This is a genomic window from Hoeflea marina (assembly GCF_003182275.1).
Classification (GTDB): domain Bacteria; phylum Pseudomonadota; class Alphaproteobacteria; order Rhizobiales; family Rhizobiaceae; genus Hoeflea; species Hoeflea marina.
In genome coordinates, this window is the sequence record NZ_QGTR01000004.1 from 311,564 (window position 1) to 329,337 (window position 17,774).

20 protein-coding genes and 1 pseudogene are annotated in these 17,774 nt (G+C 64.9%); 4 read left to right on the forward strand and 17 right to left on the reverse strand.

Annotation, left to right across the window (positions count from 1 at the left end; all coding sequences use genetic code 11):
• Positions 1 to 65: 65 nt before the first annotated feature.
• Complete coding sequence (locus DFR52_RS16880) at positions 66 to 971, reverse strand: LysR family transcriptional regulator (protein WP_110033168.1); 906 nt, start codon at positions 969 to 971, stop codon at positions 66 to 68.
• A 113-nt stretch (positions 972 to 1,084) separates the two neighbouring features.
• Here DFR52_RS16880 and DFR52_RS16885 point away from each other — a divergent pair, with 113 nt between their 5' ends.
• Positions 1,085 to 1,285 (forward strand): hypothetical protein, encoded by a 201-nt coding sequence (locus DFR52_RS16885; RefSeq protein WP_110033169.1) that lies wholly within the window; start codon positions 1,085 to 1,087, stop codon positions 1,283 to 1,285.
• Between the two features lie 200 nt (positions 1,286 to 1,485).
• Complete coding sequence (locus DFR52_RS16890; RefSeq protein ID WP_110033170.1) at positions 1,486 to 2,487, forward strand: GlxA family transcriptional regulator; 1,002 nt, start codon at positions 1,486 to 1,488, stop codon at positions 2,485 to 2,487.
• A gap of 63 nt (positions 2,488 to 2,550) precedes the next feature.
• On the opposite strand, the gene DFR52_RS16895 is transcribed toward DFR52_RS16890, so the two are convergent.
• The 4 genes from DFR52_RS16895 to DFR52_RS16910 form a co-directional block, all read right to left on the reverse strand.
• Complete coding sequence (locus DFR52_RS16895) at positions 2,551 to 3,441, reverse strand: response regulator (protein WP_158284987.1); 891 nt, start codon at positions 3,439 to 3,441, stop codon at positions 2,551 to 2,553.
• Positions 3,442 to 3,503: 62 nt separating this feature from the next.
• Positions 3,504 to 4,349 carry a response regulator gene (locus DFR52_RS16900; RefSeq protein WP_170132299.1) on the reverse strand — a complete coding sequence of 282 codons (846 nt, stop codon included), beginning with the start codon at positions 4,347 to 4,349 and terminating at the stop codon, positions 3,504 to 3,506.
• Between the two features lie 154 nt (positions 4,350 to 4,503).
• On the reverse strand, positions 4,504 to 5,313 hold the full coding sequence (locus DFR52_RS16905) for a DUF1194 domain-containing protein (RefSeq protein WP_110033173.1): 810 nt from the start codon (positions 5,311 to 5,313) through the stop codon (positions 4,504 to 4,506).
• Between the two features lie 108 nt (positions 5,314 to 5,421).
• On the reverse strand, positions 5,422 to 6,429 hold the full coding sequence (locus DFR52_RS16910; protein WP_210205859.1) for a threonine ammonia-lyase: 1,008 nt from the start codon (positions 6,427 to 6,429) through the stop codon (positions 5,422 to 5,424).
• Positions 6,430 to 6,528: 99 nt separating this feature from the next.
• Between DFR52_RS16910 and DFR52_RS16915 the strand changes: the two genes are divergently transcribed.
• Entirely contained in the window at positions 6,529 to 7,005 is a 477-nt protein-coding gene (locus tag DFR52_RS16915; protein ID WP_110033174.1) for an Lrp/AsnC family transcriptional regulator, read from the forward strand.
• 247 nt (positions 7,006 to 7,252) lie between these two features.
• On the opposite strand, the gene DFR52_RS16920 is transcribed toward DFR52_RS16915, so the two are convergent.
• The 3 genes from DFR52_RS16920 to DFR52_RS16930 form a co-directional block, all read right to left on the reverse strand.
• Positions 7,253 to 7,516, reverse strand: coding sequence for a hypothetical protein (locus DFR52_RS16920; RefSeq protein WP_110033175.1), 264 nt, complete (start codon positions 7,514 to 7,516; stop codon positions 7,253 to 7,255).
• Positions 7,517 to 7,770: 254 nt separating this feature from the next.
• Complete coding sequence (locus tag DFR52_RS16925) at positions 7,771 to 10,299, reverse strand: mechanosensitive ion channel family protein (protein ID WP_110033176.1); 2,529 nt, start codon at positions 10,297 to 10,299, stop codon at positions 7,771 to 7,773.
• Between the two features lie 180 nt (positions 10,300 to 10,479).
• Positions 10,480 to 11,025, reverse strand: a complete 546-nt coding sequence (locus DFR52_RS16930; RefSeq protein ID WP_110033433.1) for a DUF924 family protein — start codon at positions 11,023 to 11,025, stop codon at positions 10,480 to 10,482.
• 101 nt (positions 11,026 to 11,126) lie between these two features.
• Here DFR52_RS16930 and DFR52_RS16935 point away from each other — a divergent pair, with 101 nt between their 5' ends.
• The gene (locus tag DFR52_RS16935; protein ID WP_110033177.1) at positions 11,127 to 11,840 is read left to right on the forward strand and encodes an HAD family hydrolase; all 714 of its coding nucleotides are present in this window, start codon (positions 11,127 to 11,129) and stop codon (positions 11,838 to 11,840) included.
• A gap of 21 nt (positions 11,841 to 11,861) precedes the next feature.
• Here DFR52_RS16935 and DFR52_RS16940 read toward each other — a convergent pair whose 3' ends face one another.
• The 9 genes and pseudogenes from DFR52_RS16940 to DFR52_RS16980 all read right to left on the reverse strand — a co-directional run bounded on the left by DFR52_RS16940 (position 11,862) and on the right by DFR52_RS16980 (position 17,770).
• A complete protein-coding gene (locus DFR52_RS16940; protein WP_110033178.1) occupies positions 11,862 to 13,868 on the reverse strand; it encodes an acetyl/propionyl/methylcrotonyl-CoA carboxylase subunit alpha in 2,007 nt (668 codons plus the stop codon).
• 10 nt (positions 13,869 to 13,878) lie between these two features.
• On the reverse strand, positions 13,879 to 14,160 hold the full coding sequence (locus DFR52_RS16945; RefSeq protein WP_110033179.1) for a type II toxin-antitoxin system YafQ family toxin: 282 nt from the start codon (positions 14,158 to 14,160) through the stop codon (positions 13,879 to 13,881).
• Positions 14,147 to 14,413, reverse strand: a complete 267-nt coding sequence (locus DFR52_RS16950; protein WP_110033180.1) for a type II toxin-antitoxin system RelB/DinJ family antitoxin — start codon at positions 14,411 to 14,413, stop codon at positions 14,147 to 14,149. The genes DFR52_RS16945 and DFR52_RS16950 overlap by 14 nt, the downstream gene beginning before the upstream one ends.
• A 49-nt stretch (positions 14,414 to 14,462) precedes the next feature.
• Positions 14,463 to 14,543 (reverse strand): annotated as a pseudogene (locus tag DFR52_RS25125) (biotin carboxylase N-terminal domain-containing protein); the annotation flags it as partial.
• Entirely contained in the window at positions 14,540 to 14,974 is a 435-nt protein-coding gene (locus DFR52_RS16960; RefSeq protein ID WP_158284988.1) for a type II toxin-antitoxin system VapC family toxin, read from the reverse strand. The pseudogene DFR52_RS25125 and the gene DFR52_RS16960, both read right to left, overlap by 4 nt.
• A 2-nt stretch (positions 14,975 to 14,976) precedes the next feature.
• The gene (locus tag DFR52_RS16965) at positions 14,977 to 15,231 is read right to left on the reverse strand and encodes a FitA-like ribbon-helix-helix domain-containing protein (RefSeq protein WP_110033183.1); all 255 of its coding nucleotides are present in this window, start codon (positions 15,229 to 15,231) and stop codon (positions 14,977 to 14,979) included.
• Between the two features lie 54 nt (positions 15,232 to 15,285).
• Entirely contained in the window at positions 15,286 to 16,902 is a 1,617-nt protein-coding gene (locus tag DFR52_RS16970; RefSeq protein WP_110033184.1) for a carboxyl transferase domain-containing protein, read from the reverse strand.
• A complete protein-coding gene (locus DFR52_RS16975) occupies positions 16,902 to 17,285 on the reverse strand; it encodes a type II toxin-antitoxin system VapC family toxin (RefSeq protein WP_110033185.1) in 384 nt (127 codons plus the stop codon). The genes DFR52_RS16970 and DFR52_RS16975 overlap by 1 nt, the downstream gene beginning before the upstream one ends.
• Positions 17,282 to 17,770 carry a hypothetical protein gene (locus tag DFR52_RS16980; RefSeq protein ID WP_146215626.1) on the reverse strand — a complete coding sequence of 163 codons (489 nt, stop codon included), beginning with the start codon at positions 17,768 to 17,770 and terminating at the stop codon, positions 17,282 to 17,284. The genes DFR52_RS16975 and DFR52_RS16980 overlap by 4 nt, the downstream gene beginning before the upstream one ends.
• Between the last annotated feature and the right edge of the window lie 4 nt (positions 17,771 to 17,774).

Here is a 17,774-nt window from a genome sequence, read left to right on the forward strand (position 1 = left end):
CTGCTGTCCCGCAGCTGAACCGCCGGTTCAGCCGCCGTTCACCAAAGCCGCCGGCGCGGCGGACATCAATAGAGGAAGCTGCCCTCCTGGCGGAAATGCTCGAACACGGCGCGGAAATGGTCGGCCACCGCCTGCACCGGCGGCGGCGCGTCGGGCGCCACCTGCAGCAGCAGTTCGTAGGTGCCCGGATCGGGCAGGCCGCAGTCGGGTCCCAGCACCTGGATGTCCGTGCCGAGGAAACTCTGCCCCATCGGCGCTACGGCCAGATCCGACAGGATTGCCGTGCGTTGGCCCGAGGCATGCGCGGTCATGAAGGCGACCCGGTATCGGCGGCCGACCGCGTCGAGCGTGGCAATGGCGCGCTGCCGCCAGACGCAGCCCTCGTCCCACATCGACACCGGCAACGGGTCGATCATGTGCGCCTGGCCGCCCTTGGCCCCGACCCAGACGATCCGGTCCTGCATCACCACCTCGCCCAGCTCGACCGCGTTGTCGACCACGCAGCTGACCAGAGCGATGTCGATCTGGCCGGCAGCCAGCCGCTTGCGCAGGCTTGAGGACTGGTCGATGACCACGTCGACGACCACCGAGGGATGGGTCTTGGCAAAGCGCTTGAGCACGCCCGGCAGCACCGCCTCGCCGTAGTCGCTCGGCGTGCCGATCCGCACCACGCCGCTGACGGCGGACGTGACGAAGCGCGTCACGGTCTCGCGGTTGAGCGCGATCAGCCGCCGCGCGTAACCGAGGAGTACGCTGCCGTCAGGCGTGAGCGAGACATTGCGGGCGTCGCGCGCGAACACCGACACGCCCAGATGCTCCTCGAGCCGCTTGATCTGCATCGACACCGCCGAAGGCGTGCGGAAGACGCGGGCGGCGGCAGTCGTGAAGCTGCCGGTCTCGGCAATGGCAACGAAACTGCGCAGCAATTCGGGGTCCAGCATGGGCACGGGATGGGCGAGCGGAGCGTTCATGGCATCAATTCCGTTGATCTAAGGTGTCAATTCATTTCGTTTGATTGAATGATGCCCATCAATGATGCTGTTGTCAATCCGGATTGTCCGGGCAACCAGAGAAGGAGAGAACCATGCTTCTGACCCAGCGCATCATCGATTACGCCCAGCGTTACCGCATGAACCGCGAACGCCGCCGGCTGGAGGAAATCCTCTCGTCCATGCCCCAGGGCGTGCGCAAGGATCTCGGCTGGCCGACTCCGGTCGACCTCGGCCCAGACACCAGTTGCAAACGCCGCGGCGTTCCCGGCGCATCCGGCCGTCGGCTGGCATGAGGATGAACCTCGCCTTGCACGGACGCGGTCAATCCCCGCGTCCGTCAGGCCAGGGCACGCGGCCTGCCTAAAAGTGAGGCATCTGGATGCCTCGCCAGCTTTAATTCATGTCGCAATCAGTCTGCGATGCAGATTTCCGGTGACATCTTCAACAATTTATGCCCTGAATGCGACATCACCGTCATCGACAGGGTTTGCGAATGCAGTCCGCGCACAAAGTCAAACGTTCGATCGTTTTCTATCTGGTACCGGAATTCTCGATGATCGCCTTCGCCATGGCGGTGGAGCCGCTTCGGCTTGCCAATCGCATGCTCGGCTTCGAGTGTTACCGCTGGCGGCTTGCCTCCTATGACGGCCAGCCGGTCTCGGCTTCCAACCATGTCAGCATCGCCGCCGACACGTCGCTGGCCGACGAGCGCCGCAACATGGGCGGCGAACAGCGACCAAACATGGTCTTTGTCTGCTCCGGCGTGAATGTCGAGAAATTCTCCAACAAGTCGGTGCTGGCCTGGCTGCGCGAGGAGCACAACCGCGGCGTCTCCGTCGGCGGCCTGTGCACCGGCGCCCACATCCTGGCGCTGGCAGGCCTGCTGTCGGGCAAACGCTGCGCCATCCACTGGGAGAACCTGCCGGGCTTTTCCGAGGCGTTTCCAAAGGCCGATGTCTATGCCGATCTCTACGAGATCGACGGCACTATCCACACCTGCGCCGGCGGCACCGCGGCCCTCGACATGATGCTGAGCCTCATCGGCCAGGACCATGACGAACATCTGGTCAACCGCATCTGCGAGATGGCGCTCACGGATCGCGTCCGCAACGCCCAGGACCGCCAGCGGCTGCCATTGCGCGCCCGTCTCGGCGTCCAGAACTCCAAGGTGCTGTCGATCATCGAACTGATGGAGGCCCATCTCTCAGAGCCGCTGTCGCTCATCGAGATCGCCGACGGGGCCGACCTGTCGCGCCGTCAGATCGAGCGACTGTTCCGGCAGGAAATGGGCCGTTCGCCCGCGCGCTACTATCTCGAGATCCGGCTCGACCGGGCGAGGCACCTTCTCATCCAGTCATCGATGCCTGTGGTGGAGGTGGCCGTTGCCTGCGGCTTCGTGTCGGCGTCGCATTTCTCCAAATGCTACCGCGAACTCTACAGCCGTTCGCCGCAGCAGGAGCGCGCCGACCGCAAGCAGTATCTCGTCGCGGCCTGAGCGCAACCAACGGCGCGGGAACCTGAAACCGGATGACTTGGCCGGCCCCGGCAGGCTGGTCCGTCAGGCGGAGAGGACGGCCGGCGTCAGCGCCGCAACTGCCTTCCGCAGCGCTTCCATCTTCACCATGATGCCGATGTTCTGGGCGATGCGACACTGGAACTCCTCCTGGACGAAGGGGCGGTAGAGAAAATCGCTCGCCCCCGCCTTCAGAAAGCTTGCCGACAGCGCCGGGTCCGTGGAGTTGGAGATGCCGATGATGCGCAGCGCGTCGTCCGAATAGAGCCGACGCAGCTTCCGCGTCAGTTGATAGCCGTCCATGTCGCCCATGTGATAGTCGGTCAGCACCAGCCTGATCTCCGGATCGGACCGGACCGCATCGAGCGCCTCCTCGCCGGAGGCGGCTTCGATGATCTGGAACTTCTGCGCCCGCAGCATCGAGGACAGAATGCTGCGCTGGGTCTTCGAATCATCGACCACGAGAATCCGGAAAGCGCGGTTGGAGATGATGCGGCTGACCGCGGCGGCGATCTCGTCGAAAGCCCGGTCATTGTCCTTGATGACGTAGTCGAGCACGTTCTTCTTCAGAATGCTCTCGCGGGTATGGAAGTCGAATTTCCCCGTGAACACGATGGTTGGCAGATCGATTTGCAGCGCATAATCGAGTGCCTCGCAGTGGGGCGAATCGGGCAGGTTGAGGTCCGTGACCGCGAGATAGAAGCCATGGTCGGCGTCGGCCGCCGCTTTCTTCATGTCCGCCAGCGACGCGCAGGTCACGACATCGACGCCGAGATCCATCTCGAAACGATATTTCAGCGCGGAGGTGAACATACGCGAATCCTCCACGATCAGCACGCGCAGGCGTTCGGCGGCGACTGCAGCGCCCGCGGCATTGTCCCCCGGAGCATCGGCCCCTGCGGCATTGTCCATCTTCTGTTTCAGCGCTAGAGGCACGTCAGCCACTCCTGTTGTGCATGTGCCGGCCCGGGACGGCCGAGAGCGATGTCGCGCACTGGTCAGGCGACCTTGTTGGCGCCGCTGATCCCGCCCCATCGCCGCGCCGCCTTGATCTGATCCAGCGTGTCAAGGTTCTGGTTGACGCGGCAGTAGAATTCCTCGTCCACATACGGCCTGAGCATGAAATCATTTCCGCCGGCTTTCAGGAAGCGGGCGGACAGCAGGCGGTTGTCGGAGGATGAAACCCCGATGATGCGCAGCTCGTGGCTGCCGCGCACCGTGCGCAGGCGCCGCGTCAGCTCGAAACCGTCGATATCGGGCATGTTGTAGTCGGTGATGACCAGGCCGATATCCGGCGACGCCTTCAGGATTTCCAGCGCCTCTCCGCCGCTGGCTGCGGCGCTCACCTTGAAATTGAACCGTTCGAGCCGGCTGCGCAGCAGCGCTCTTGCGGTCGGGCTGTCATCGACGATGAGAACATGGTGGCGGTGATTGGTGAGGAAGCGGCACACGGACTCGGCAAGCAGGTCGATGGCGAGCGTGCTGTCCTTGATGACGTAGTCGACGATGTCGCGCGCCAGGATGCCCTCGCGCGTCTTTTCGTGGAAGGTGCCGGTGAAGACGATGATCGGGATCGACAGTTCGGCCAGGTAATTGAGCGCCTCGCCGTTCTCGGCGCCCGGCAGGTTGATGTTCGAGATCGCCAGGGTGATCGGTTTGCTGCCATACTCGAAGGCAAGCTGGATCTGTTCGAAGTTCCGGCAGACCTCGATGTCGATATCGAAAAGCTCCTTGAACTTCTGGCCAATCATGGATGTGAAGAAGTTGGAGTCTTCGGCAACCAGAATACGGTGTTCTCCGAGAGAACCGCCGGTATATTGCATTCCCGATATGCCAATGAACATGGGCGCCCCTCTATTGTTGAGTAAGGCTAATCACGGCTCCATTCAATTTTTGGTTAACGTTTGGCCCAGCATCTGGCCGTTGGCGCACCGCCCGCGCAATCAGCGCCCGGTCTGCGGTACAGCGCCAAGGAATGCGGCGGATCGACCGGCAGTGCTATTGCGCGTCCAACATCCACTGCCGCTGTTTCCAGATCTTTTCTCCGACCATGCAGTCGGAGGGCACCTCCGCGCTTGCGGGGACCACCAGCGACTTGGGCGGCGCGGCGCCGCCGATCTCTTGCACCAGCTTGCGCCGGATCGCCTCGGGGAACTGCTCCCAGGTATTGACGGGCACCAGGAAACTGCCCGGACCGCCTATGACGCAATCGGCGTAGTAGCTGTCCAGCGCCCCGATGTTGAAGGCGGCGCCGTAGCCGCCCTGGGTCATGAGCGGCAGCCCGTTGATGACGATGCGCTGGTCCAGTGCCTTCTGGCGGGCCTCGACCACGGGGCCACCCTGATTGTTGGGACCGTCGCCCGAGATGTCGATGACCTTGCGAAAGCCCTGGTAGGGCGGGTCGGCAAGCAGGTCGACGCCGTGGTTGATCGCCCCGGAAATCGATGTCCGGCTCTGGCCATAGGTAGGGGCGGCCCGGATGATGTCCGACAGCCTGTCGGCATCCGCCTGGTTTTCCACCAGCGTCCAGCCGAACACCTCGCGCTGGTTGTAGTCAGCCGCCCATTCGAACATGGTCACGGCAATGCGGCCATAGGCGCCCTGGCCGACGGCTCGGATCACATCCGGATGGTTGATGGCCGCGGCATAGCCCTCGCGCTGGATCCGCAACTCGTCCGGCGACATCGAGCGCGATACGTCGATGGCCAGCACCAGCGTGACGTCGACGTCTTCGGCACGGGCGTCGTCCTTCAGTCCCAGCCCGAGGGCCGCGGCGAGAATGAGCGAAAGGGCGCCAGACTTCGTCATGGGACAAATCATAACCAGGATCATGGCAATTAACAGGCGCCGGCCGGCGAATGCCGTTCAACATTCCGTCAGCAGGATCGCCGGGCGGGCGACGGGTCGCCGGCATGGTCACGCCAGCCAGGACCGCATCTGCTCGCCGGTCAGATTGCCTCCGCACAGGATTGTCGCCACTCTTTTGCCTCGGAACCGCTCCGGATGCGACAGGATGGCCGCCAGCCCGGCGGCTCCCGACGGCTCGGCCACCAGCCCGGCTGTCTGATGAAACAGCCGCATGGCCTCGATCAGCGACCCATCCGTCACCAGGTGCACGTCGTCGACCAGCCCGGCCATGTCCGCGACCGCTTCCGCGATCGGAACCCGGACGCCAATTCCGTCGGCAATCGTCGAGACGGTGGCGGGAAACACCAGCTTTCCGGTGCGCCAGGACTTCTCCATCGCATCGGCGCCCTCGGCCTGCACGCCGATGATCTCGATGTCCGGCCGCACCGCCCTGGCCCAGCGGGCGATGCCGGTCAGCATGGCGCCGTTCCCCAGGGGCACGACGATGCAGTCGGGGATGTCCGGTCCGGCCATCAGTTCCAGCGCCATGGTGCCTGCGCCTTCCGAGGCCTCCGGTGCCAGCCCGTCGGCCAGCATCAGCGCCCCGCTGCGGTGGGCAAAATCCTCCGCGCGCAGCTTTGCGGCGTCAAAATCCTCGCCACCAAGCCGCATCTCGGCGCCGAGCGCGCGCATGCGCTCGACCTTGAGGGCATTTGCGTTCGCAGACGCATAGAGCAGCAGCGGCAGCCCTGCGGAGCGACAGGCATAAGCCAGTGCCTGTCCCCAGTTGCCGGCGCTCGCCGCCACCAGCCGCCGCCCCTCGGCGTCGCCCCGCGCCAGCAGTTCGCGGATCAGGAAGGAAGCCCCTCGCCCCTTGAAGCTGCGGATCGGATTGGCGGTTTCCAGCTTCAGCGTCAGCCGGCAGCCGACGGCGGCGCTCAGCGCCTCGCATTCGTACTGCGGCGATCCCAGAAACACCGGGTCGATGACGTCCATGGCGCGGCGGATGTTGGCCAGCGAGAGGCGATGGACGGGATGGGCGTCGAAGGGAAGATCAGGCGAAAGGGCTGGGTTCATGGCTTGGCTCCTACCGAAAGCCAAAGCGTAGAGCGCTTGCTTGGGTTTTTCATCCAATTGTGCTACACATGACGGATTGTTTGCCCACGGAGAGCGCCAATGCCGGAAAATATCCCGATCGATGCCGCTGACAGGAAGCTCATCTCGCTGCTGCAGGACGATGCCAGGCGGACCATCGAGGCGCTGGCACAGGCCTGCGGCCTTTCCGCCTCCGCCACCCAGCGCCGCCTGCAGCGGCTTCGCGATTCAAAGGTGATCAGCGGCGAGATCGCGGTGATCGATCCGAAAAGGCTGGGAACACGCATCACACTGCTGGTCGAACTCGAACTGGAGCGCGACCGCCCGGAGTTGATGCCGGCGCTTCAGGACTGGATCGCGGCCACGGACTCCGTGCAGCAGGCCTGGCAGATCACCGGTCGCGGTGATCTTCTGCTGGTGGTGGTCACGCGATCGATCGAGGAGTTCGACGGACTGGCGGAGCGGATGATGGAAGACAACCGCAACATCCGCAAATTCACCACCAGCGTGGCGCTGAAGACGCTCAAGCGCGGCCTGCGCGTTCCCGTAGGCGACTGACGCATGACCGCGGCGGGCGCCGGAGGTGCCCGATCCTTGCGAAGCGAGCCGTCTCTGCGGCGAATGTCGGACGGCCCTGATGGCCGGACCCGCGTGCCATTCATTGGCCGCCGTGCAGGGAGGCCGGCGCCCTGCCCTCGGAGCGCTTCTGCTTTTCATTGAATCGCAGAAGCGCTCGAAGCCTTTGATGTGTCGCGGTGTCCTGTGACGAAGTGAAGTTCACCTTCGTCTGGCAATGCACCAGGGGTCAGCGGATGACGGCCGAGCCGTTGACGATCTCGATGGTCTCGCTGCCGCTGAGGGTCTCGCGGTCGCCGCTCGGCATGGTCACGAAACATCCGTTCGGGCAGAATTCGATCTGGCCGCCAGCATCCACTGCGACGTTCACCGTGTTGCCGTCTTCGGTCACGACAAGCACCTGAGCCTGCGCATCCTTGTTGATCACGGTTGCCGAAAGCGCGCTGCTCACCGGTGCAAGGATCAGGGCGATGGCAATGAGGACTTGGTTCATGTGTTGCCGGCGAGTGTCCGCCGCTCCTTTGTTGCTGTGACGAAGTCCGAAGCTTTCGTCCTGGATCTTTGTCTAGCAGCTTGAAACTGAATGCAAGCTGAACGCCTAGAGGTCCTGTCCTTCCCCGACACGGAGCCGGGCCGGGCGACGCCCAAGGCGCATCGCATGTAACCAGATCACGCGATGTGCCGTCGCACCTTTGAAACATGCAGGTCGTGGTGCCGAAACTGCTGCACAGCTTCGGGCGCCCTGCATCAGGCCCGGGCCGGTTTGCGTTTCGACACGGCCTTGACCCTTGTTACCGCCGCAGCCTCACCATCGCCCGCGCCCACCGGCCTGTCGTCCGGAAGCACGAAACCGGCCTGCGGTTCAGGCGTGGGGGACCTACCCGCCGAAAAGGCGCGGGCCAGATTCTCTGCCGATACCGCTGTGATGTTGAAGTCGCGTTGCGGATAAGGGATCTCGATGCCCTCCGCCTTCAGCCTTTCGAAGATAGCCAGTCGCAGTTCGGAGCGAACCTGGCCGCCGTCGAGGATGTCGGCGATGAACACCTTGAGCGCAAAATCGATCGACGAGGCGCCGAATTCGATGAACTGGACGATCGGCTCGGGGTTTCTCAGCACCTTCGGATGGGCCAGCGCGATCTCCTCGAGGATCGTCATAACCTGGCGCGGGTCGCTGCCATAGCCGACGCCGACATTGACATCGGCCCGGCCCATGCGGTTGCGGTGGGTCCAGTTGCCGACCGAGGCGTTGATCAGGTCGGCATTGGGAACAATGATCGACTGCCGGTTGAAGGTCTCGATCTCGGTGGCGCGCACGGAGATCTTCTTGACGAAGCCCTCCGTGGCCCCGGTGACCACCCAATCGCCGACCTTGAAAGGCCGCTCGACCAGCAGGATCAGCCCGGAGACGAAATTCGAGACGATGTTCTGCAGGCCGAAGCCGATGCCGAGCGACAGGGCGCCGGCCACCAGCGCCAGGCTGGAAAGATCGATGCCCGCCGCCGAGATCGCCAGCAGCCCGGCGAGGCCGACGCCGAGATAGCCGATGCCTGTCTTGATCGAGTTGCGCACGCCGGTGTCGACGCGCCCGCGCGCCATGACGCTGCCGTCGAGCCAGCGCTGGAACCAGCGGGTCGCGAAAAGGCCGAACAGGAACAGCAGTACCCCGATGAGGATCCCCATCAGAGATATGGTGATGCCGCCGACGCGGATGTCCGTGAGCACCCGATAGAGCCAGATCTGGATGTCCTGGATCTGGAAGCCCCATTGCAGCAGGATCAGCGGCACACCGATCAGCAGCACCGCGAGATTGATCAGAAGTCCGGCCGCGATTCCCGTCTGGTCCAGCGTCACCTGGCCAGGAGCGAACCGCCGGTCGATGAAGCGTCCGATCGTCGTCTCGGCAAAGGCTGATGGCCCGGAGACGGCCTGCGCCGACAGGTAGCCGATGTACATGGTGGCGAGAATGGCGCCGGTGACCACGATCTGGGTGGCCGCGAAACGCGCCAGCCCGACATAGCCCGTGAGCGCCATCAGCACCAGACCGAGGCCGGCCAGCATCAGCGCCGCCGAGATCAGCCGCGGCCATGGCCGCCCCGGATCCTTCGGATCGCCGCTCTCGGCCAGCATCGGCCGGCTGCGTGACATCACGATGAGGATGAGACCGATGATGATGGCGGCCACGAAGCTCTTGGCCACGGTCAGGACGACAGGAGAGCCCAGCGCCTCGCTGATGCCGCCCAGCACATAGTCGGCGCCGTTGACGATCGCCATGGCCAGCACCAGCCAGAACATCAGCTGCGCGCCGCCGTTGGACATGTTGACCAGGCGCCAGTTCGGCATGGTCGGCACCAGCACCGATCGCGCCAGCTTGCCGACGAAGAACTCGACCACCGTCACCGCAAGAAGGATCGAGAGCATGGTGCTGATGTCGCCGCGCAGCACCGCGAAATTGGTGAGGAACCCGAAGATCGACAGCACCAGCGCCAGCACCGACGCGGTGGGGATCACCGTCGACCACAGCGCCACCGAAAGCCGGCTGATATAGGAGGGATCGGCGATGGCCGGGTCGCGTTCGATCAGCCGGCCGAACAGCCGGTAGCCGCCGGCGATGAAGAACAGCGCCGCCATCAGTGATAGAAAGACGGCCCCGAGCAGCGCATTGGTCTTGAACGACCAGACGAAATTGAACCAGCTGCGCACCGTCCGCCTGAAATCTGAGGCCTCCGCGCTCCAGGCCTCGACGGCACTGAGGAAAAACTCCGCATCGATGCTGGTGCGGTTGAGCAGCGTGTTGGCAAACAGCTCGCGGCGGATCTGGATGATCTGTCCACCCAGTTCGCTGGCTCCGACCGAGACGGACTCCGCCCGCCCGGTCAGCGCATTGATCGCCGCCCGCTCCTCGGCCAGCCGTGCCCGCTCCTCGGCGACCATCGGCGCCTCCGGCTCCTCGTCGGCCGTGGGCTTGGCGCCCAGCTGGTCGATGCGGGCCTTGAGTTCGCTGAGTCGAGGCCTGAGGCTGACGCCGATGTCGAGCATGCTGCGGGCCAGCGCCTCGACTTCGATGTTCAGGCTCGCCAGGGCGCTGTCGTTGTCCTTTTCGGCCTCGATTCTCTTGCTCAGCCCGGCAATCTTCTCCTCAGCCGCCGAGAGTTTCTGCATCGCCTCCGCCACCACCGGCGAGGAGTCGACGGTGTCGGCCTGGGCCAGCGCCGCGCAGGGCGCCAGCGCCATCAGCACGGCCAGCGACAGATGGATCAACATGGTTCGCAATGACATTCGGCCCCCGAGCTTTCGCACGACTTGCCGCCGGCGCCCAGGCACCCGCCAAGACAACCGGCTTCTGGCGAACCCTATACGGGACGAAGACTGTTGTCAGCCGTGATCGGCTGCGGGACGGTGGCTGGCATGCGCGGACGCTGTGGACCGGACGACCGACATCGGGAGCGGTGTCCGGGTTCAGAACCCGGCGCCGGGCTGGGCAAGATACTCCGCCTCGGCCGCCGTGCTCTCGCGGCCCAGGATCGGGTTGCGGTGCGGGAAACGGCCGAAGCGGGCGATCACATCCCGGTGGCGCACGGCATAATCGAGATAATTGGCGTTGCCGAGAGCCGTGAACAGCTCCACGGCGCGGTCCTGCTCGGCCATGTCCTCTGCATGCTCGAACGGCATGTAGAAGATGAAGCGCCGCTCGTCCGGGACGGCCTGGTCGGCCCCGGCCGCGATCGCCGCCTTGGCCTCGCGGAGGGCCAGCCCGTCTGTGGCGAAGGCGTGCGGGCTGCCACGAAAGATGTTGCGCGGGAACTGGTCGAGCACGATGATCAGCGCCAGCCGCGCCTCCGGGTCGGCCCTCCAGTCGTCGGAAATCTCCCGCGACAGCATCACATGCAGGCCGGAAAAACGCCGGATCATCTCCTGGTCGATCGCCTCCTTCTTGACGAACCAGTCTTCGGGAGTGAGCCTGTCGAACCAGAATTCAAGAACGCTTTCGATGTTTTCTGTCATGGGATAACCTTCCGCCGGGACTTCGGAACCTCCTGCAATCTGGGTCATCAAGCGCCGGATTTCAATGGGTTGGCCGGCGACAGGCCGAATGGAGCTGCAAATTGACCGACAGCGAACTGACAACAATAGGCTTCGATGCAGATGACACACTCTGGCAGAATGAGCAGTTCTACCGCTTCACCGAGCGCGAATTCGCCGCGTTGCTCAGCGACCACGGTGACCACGACACGGTCACGGCGCGGCTCCTCGAGGCGGAGCGGCGCAACCTCGGCCTCTACGGATTCGGCATCAAGGGCTTCACCCTGTCGATGATAGAGACGGCCATCGAGGTGACGGACAATGCGGTGCCGGCGGAGGTGATCGGCAGGATCCTTGCCATCGGTCGCGAGCTGCTTGCCCATCCCGTGGAAACCCTGCCGGGCGCAGCAGAGGTGCTCTCCGAACTCTCCGGCCGGTTCAAGCTGGTGCTGGTGACCAAGGGAGACCTGTTCGACCAGGAGCGCAAGCTGGCGCAGTCGGGTCTGGGCGAGCTGTTCCAGGCCGTCGAGATCGTTTCCGACAAGAAGCCTTCGACCTATGAGAGCGTGTTCCGGCGCCACGGCGACGGTGCGGCGCGCTCGATGATGGTGGGCAACTCGCTCAGATCGGATGTCATCCCGGCCATCGAGGCCGGCGCCTGGGGCATTTATGTGCCGCACGACCTGACCTGGTCGCTGGAGCATGCCGAGGCGCCGCTGCACGCGCCGCGCTTCCGCGAAATCGCCCGGCTCGCCGAACTCCCCGCTCTGCTCGACGCTCTGGGCCATCCCAGCTGACGGCCGGCTGCGGTTTCCGGCTCATGCCGCCTTCGCCGCCACCTCCAGCGCCACCAGCAACGCCCCGTCCGCCACCTGCTGCCCTGCCCTGACCAGCACCTCGCCGACCGTGCCGTCGCGCGGCGCGGCAAGGGTCATTTCCATCTTCATCGCCTCCATGATCACCATGGCATCGCCTGATTTGACCATCTGGCCCGCCACGGCGAGCACCTCCTTGATGATGCCGGGCATGGGTGAGATCACCGAATCCCCCCCCGACGCATCGGCTCCGGCGACCGCCGCCCTGGGCAGGCCGAGGCTGTAGGTATGCCCCCCGGCGATGGCGGTGACCGAGCCTTCGAGCACGATGATGCGCACGCCGAGCCGCCGGCCGCCGGCGAACGCAGTCCAGGAGACGCCATCGGCGGCGCGCGTCACCTGCGACAGGGTCACTCCGGATGCCGCGGCTTCCTCGCCCGCGACGAGCCAGTCGGTGGCTGCAAGCCTGGTGATGCGGACCGCGAACTCACCGTCGCCGCCGATGAGCCTCAGGCCGCGCTCCGGCCGGCCCCAGCTTTCCCAGGGACCGACAAGCTCCGCCGGGTCGCCGCTGTCCGCCGGCCGCACGGCAATGCCCGAGGCCGCAAGCGCCATGAGGGCGGCGATGTCGGGCGGCGTCGGCTCAGCGAGCGAAAGCTCTTCGAGATTGCGGTCGATCAGCCCCGTATCGAGCTTGCCCGAGGCAAAATCCGGTTGCCTGACGAGCCGCGCCAGGAAGGCGGTGTTGGTGACGGTGCCGGCGATCTCGGTGCGGCCGAGCGCTCCGGCCAGCCGGTCGAGCGCCTCGGCGCGGGTGGCGCCATGGGCGATCACCTTGGCGATCATCGGGTCGTAGAACGGGGTGATGGCGTCGCCGGAACGGACGCCGGAATCCACCCGGATGCCATTGTTCGGAAATGCCAGATGGCCGATGGTGCCGACCGCCGGCATGAAATCCTTCGCCGGGTCCTCGGCATAGATCCGCGCCTCGACCGCATGCCCGTTGATCGACAGCTGCTCCTGGCTCATTGGCAGCCTTTCGCCCGCCGCCACCCGGATCTGCCACTCGACAAGGTCGAGCCCGGTGATCAGTTCGGTGACCGGGTGCTCGACCTGCAGCCGCGTGTTCATCTCCATGAACCAGAAGCGGTCCGATCGCAGCCCGTCGCTGGCGTCAACGATGAACTCGACCGTGCCGGCGCCGGAATAGCCGATCGCCCTGGCCGCCTGCACGGCGGCCGCGCCCATGGCCGCGCGCATCTCCGCCGTCATGCCCGGCGCCGGCGCCTCCTCGATCACCTTCTGATGGCGGCGCTGCGCCGAGCAGTCGCGCTCGAACAGATGCACCACATTGCCGTGATTGTCGCCGAACACCTGGATTTCGATGTGGCGCGGGCTGGAGACATATTTCTCCACCAGCACCCGGTCGTCACCGAAGGAGGCCTTGCCCTCGCGCTTGGCCGACGACAGCGCCGCCGGGAAATCCGCCTGCGCGTCGACCCGGCGCATGCCCTTGCCTCCGCCGCCGGCGCGCGCCTTGATCAGCACCGGAAACCCGATCTCCCTGGCCTTACCGGAGAGCACCACCAGTTCCTGTGCCTCGCCGTGATAGCCCGGCACCACCGGCACATTGGCCTTCTCCATCAGCTGCTTGGCGGCATCCTTGAGACCCATGGCGCGGATCGCGGAGGCCGACGGCCCGATGAAGATGAGGCCGGCCTTGCTGACTGCCTCAACGAAGCCGGGATTTTCGGACAGGAAGCCGTAGCCCGGGTGGATCGCGTCCGCGCCGGTGACCTTGGCCGCATGCAGGATGGCGTCGATCTTGAGATAGCTGTCCGCCGCCGGCGCCGGGCCGATCCGCACCGCTTCGTCGGCCATCTCGACATGCAGGGCGTCCGCATCGGCGTCCGAAAACACGGCCACGGTGGCGATGCCCATCTGGCGCGCGGTGCGGATGACGCGGCAGGCGATCTCGCCGCGGTTGGCGATGAGGATTTTCGTGATCATGCTCTCTCCCTTACCAGCCCAGTTCGCTGTGCGACCCGAGCCGCAGCAATTCCAGTGTCTCGTCGTCCGGCTTCCGGTAGATCAGCACCAGATCGGGCCGGATGTGGCAGTCACGGCAGTCATTCCATTCACCCTTGAGCGGATGGTCGAAGCGATGGCGAGGCAGCGGTTCGTCGCGGACCAACTGGTCGAGCACCGTCTTCAATTCCACATCCAGCCGGGCTCCGTGGCGGCCGGACCGTTCACGGCGAAAATCTCTCTTGAACTGCGATAGCGCCCTAACCTTCCGCACCCAGATCGTCCATCAGCTCATCCACAGTGCCGAACTCTCTGGAAAATTCTCCACGTCGCGCCGCCTCGATCGCCGCGATCGTCTCCGCGTTGGGCGCCAGCGGCTCAAACGGCAACGCCTTGTCGCGCGCCACCCGCACCAGCAGCATCCGGAACGCATCCGACACCGTCAGCCCCATCGCCTCGAGCACAACCGAGGCTTCCTCCTTGATCTTGCCATTGATCCGCGCCCGGACCACATCATTCTCAGCCATAGCGAAACTCCTTTGGGCTACAATGTAGCACAGTGGGAACCCCATCTCCAGACAGTCCCGTCCTGCGCGCGGTGCGGATGACGCGGCAGGCGATCTCGCCGCGGTTGGCGATGAGGATTTTCGTGATCATGGCTTTCCCATTTCGCTCCAGAGTCTGAAAGGCATGGCGGATGCGGAGGCCAGGCGCCTGTCGTTGCTGATGAACGCATCACAGCGGCTCATCCTGGCGGTCGCGAGGTGAATGGCGTCCGGCAGTTTGATGCCTGTGCCCGCGCGCACCCTCGCCGCCTCAAGAATGACGTCTCGGCTCACAGGAACGACCCGCACAAACTTGCTGTCGGTCGCGAGCAACCGCAGATAAATGCGCACCAGCGCCTCGTCCCGGTCGGCGATCGGCTTGCTGAGGCATTCTGCCAATGCAAGCTCACTGGTCGCCGCCTCGACTTCACCGTCCGTGATATCCTCGACCAACTGCTCCTGTGCACCATCCAGTTCACTGCGTCTCTCAAGGATGCCGATCAGCGCATTGGTATCAAGATAGACGCGTCGGGCGTTTGCCATGCCTAGCGATCCCATTCGTCACGCAGCGCGCGAACATAGGTGTCAATCTCGTCCTGGGTGCGTCTGTTGGCAGCGATGCCGACAAAATCGCGAAATGTCCGGGGATGCCGGTCATCAGCCCTCGGCGTCGAGAGGCCGACAGCGTCCGTCAGGATGGCACGAACCTCGGCTTCGGTTGACCGCTTGTTTGCCACCGCGCGGCGCTTCACCGCTTCCAGCACCGCCTCTTCCAATTGCCTTACGATGATCTGACCCATCTCACTCGCTCCGATTGATATCAAAATGATATCATTTCCGCCTCGACGAATCCATCACATCCTGAACACGCCGAACTTCGTCTCCTCCACCGGCGCGTTGAGCGCGATCGACAGGCTCAGCGCCAGCGTTTCGCGGCTCTTCAGCGGATTGATGATGCCGTCGTCCCAGAGCCGCGCCGACGCATACAGCGGGTGGCTCTGGCGTTCGAACATCTCGATGGTCGGGCGCTTGAACTCGGCCTCGTCGGCGGCCGACCACTCACCGCCCTTGCGCTCGATGGCGTCGCGGCGGACGGTGGCGAGCACGCCGGCCGCCTGCTCGCCGCCCATCACCGAGATGCGGCTGTTGGGCCAGGTCCACAGGAAGCGCGGGCCGAAGGCGCGGCCGCACATGCCGTAATTGCCGGCGCCGAAGGAGCCGCCGACGATCATCGTGATCTTCGGCACCTTGGTGGTGGCGACAGCGGTCACCAGCTTGGCACCGTCCTTGGCAATGCCGCCGGCCTCGTATTTCTGTCCCACCATGAAGCCGGTGATGTTCTGCAGGAACACGAGCGGGATTTTCCGTTGCGAGCACAGTTCGACGAAATGCGCGGCCTTCACCGCACTTTCGGAAAAGAGCACGCCGTTGTTGGCGATGATGCCGACCGGCATGCCCATCACATGGGCAAAGCCGCAGATGATGGTGGTGCCGTAGCGCGCCTTGAACTCGTCGAAACGGGAGCCGTCGACCAGCCGTGCGATGATCTCGCGGATGTCGTAGGGCTGGCGCGTATCGGTTGGCACGATGCCGGCGATCTCGGACGGGTCGTAGAGCGGGTCCTCGATCGGCTGCAAGGACATCTGCGCCAGCCCGAGCCTGCCCATGCCATTGAGATTGGCCACCGCCTGCCGCGCCAAGAGCAGCGCATGGGTGTCGTCCTCGGCGAGATGGTCGGCGACGCCCGACAGCCGGGTGTGCACGTCGCCGCCGCCGAGATCCTCGGCGCTCACCACCTCGCCGGTGGCGGCCTTGACCAGCGGCGGGCCGGCGAGAAAGATCGTGCCCTGCTCGCGCACGATGATGGTCTCGTCGCTCATCGCCGGCACATAGGCGCCGCCCGCCGTGCACGACCCCATCACCACGGCGATCTGGCCGATGCCGGCGGCGCTCATCATCGCCTGATTGTAGAAGATGCGGCCGAAATGGTCGCGGTCCGGGAAAACCTCGTCCTGGTTGGGCAGGTTGGCGCCGCCCGAATCCACCAGATAGACGCAGGGCAGTCCGTTCTCGGCGGCGATTTCCTGGGCGCGCAGATGCTTCTTGACCGTCATCGGGTAATAGGTGCCGCCCTTCACCGTGGCGTCGTTGCAGACGATCATCACGTCGCGGCCCGAGACCCGGCCGACGCCGGTGATCATGCCGGCCGAGGCGATCTCGCCGCCGTAGAGATCATGGGCGGCGAACCGCCCCACCTCCACGAACGGCGTGCCCGGATCCAGCAGCGCGCGCACCCGCTCGCGCGGCAGGAGCTTGCCGCGGCCGACATGGCGCTCGCGCGCCTGCGCCGTGCCGCCGACCCCGATCGTCTCCGCCACCGCTTCGGTCCCGGCGATCAGCTCGAGCATTCGCGCCTCGTTGTCGCGATAGGCCTGCGATCCGGTGGAGATTTTCGATTGGATGATGGTCATTATCGGATCAGCTCCACTTTGCACGGAAGGTCGAGATCGGCCCAGATGCGGTCGGTTGTCAGCGCTGTGGCGCCGACGCGTTCGGCGGTGGCGATGCAGGCGCGATCGGCGAAGGACAGCCGCTTGTTGGCCGGATCGGCACTGAGCCGCGAAGCGCGCCAGCCATGATCAGTGTCGAAGGACACCACTTCAAAGCCGATAGCACCAAGCCAGTTTATGGCCTCGTCGGGCGCGAAGCCCTTCTTGATCAGCTTCACCGCCGATTCCGACAGATTGACCGCATTGACGATGGCCTGCGAGAGCACCCCGGTCACCCGTTCCTCGCCAGGCTCCCGGAAGGCCAGCGCCAGGATCGCGGAGGCGTCGAGGACCACCGGCTTCATGGGCGGGACGCTTCGCGACGTCGGTCGGCGATCAGTTCGTCGGACACCAGCTCACCGGGCTTGATCAGTTGTTCCGCCCTCGCTTGCAGCCGCTTGACCGCCGCGAGCGGCGAGATGATGCGCAACTCGCCGTCCTCGACCCGAACCGTCACCCGGCCGTCGCGGTCGAGCAGCATGGCGGCCCGGATGTCGTCGGGCAGTTGCAGAGTTCCGTCGCCCGCCACATTCATCGCCCTGAACCCGACCGTGCCCGGCTCGTTCATCTCCGCGGAAGCCCTGCTTGCCGCGCCCGCCTGCTGTTCGGCAAGCGCGCGCTTCCAATGGGAATACTGGGTGAATCCGGTGCCCTCGTTGCCGCCCGATGCCACATAGAGATCGGCAACCTCGCGGCCCGACGGGATTTCGCCCCGTTCGGCGAGCAGCTCGTCGCACATCTTCCAGATGCGCTTCTTTTCCGACCCGACACGAACCTGTTCATGCAGCATGACA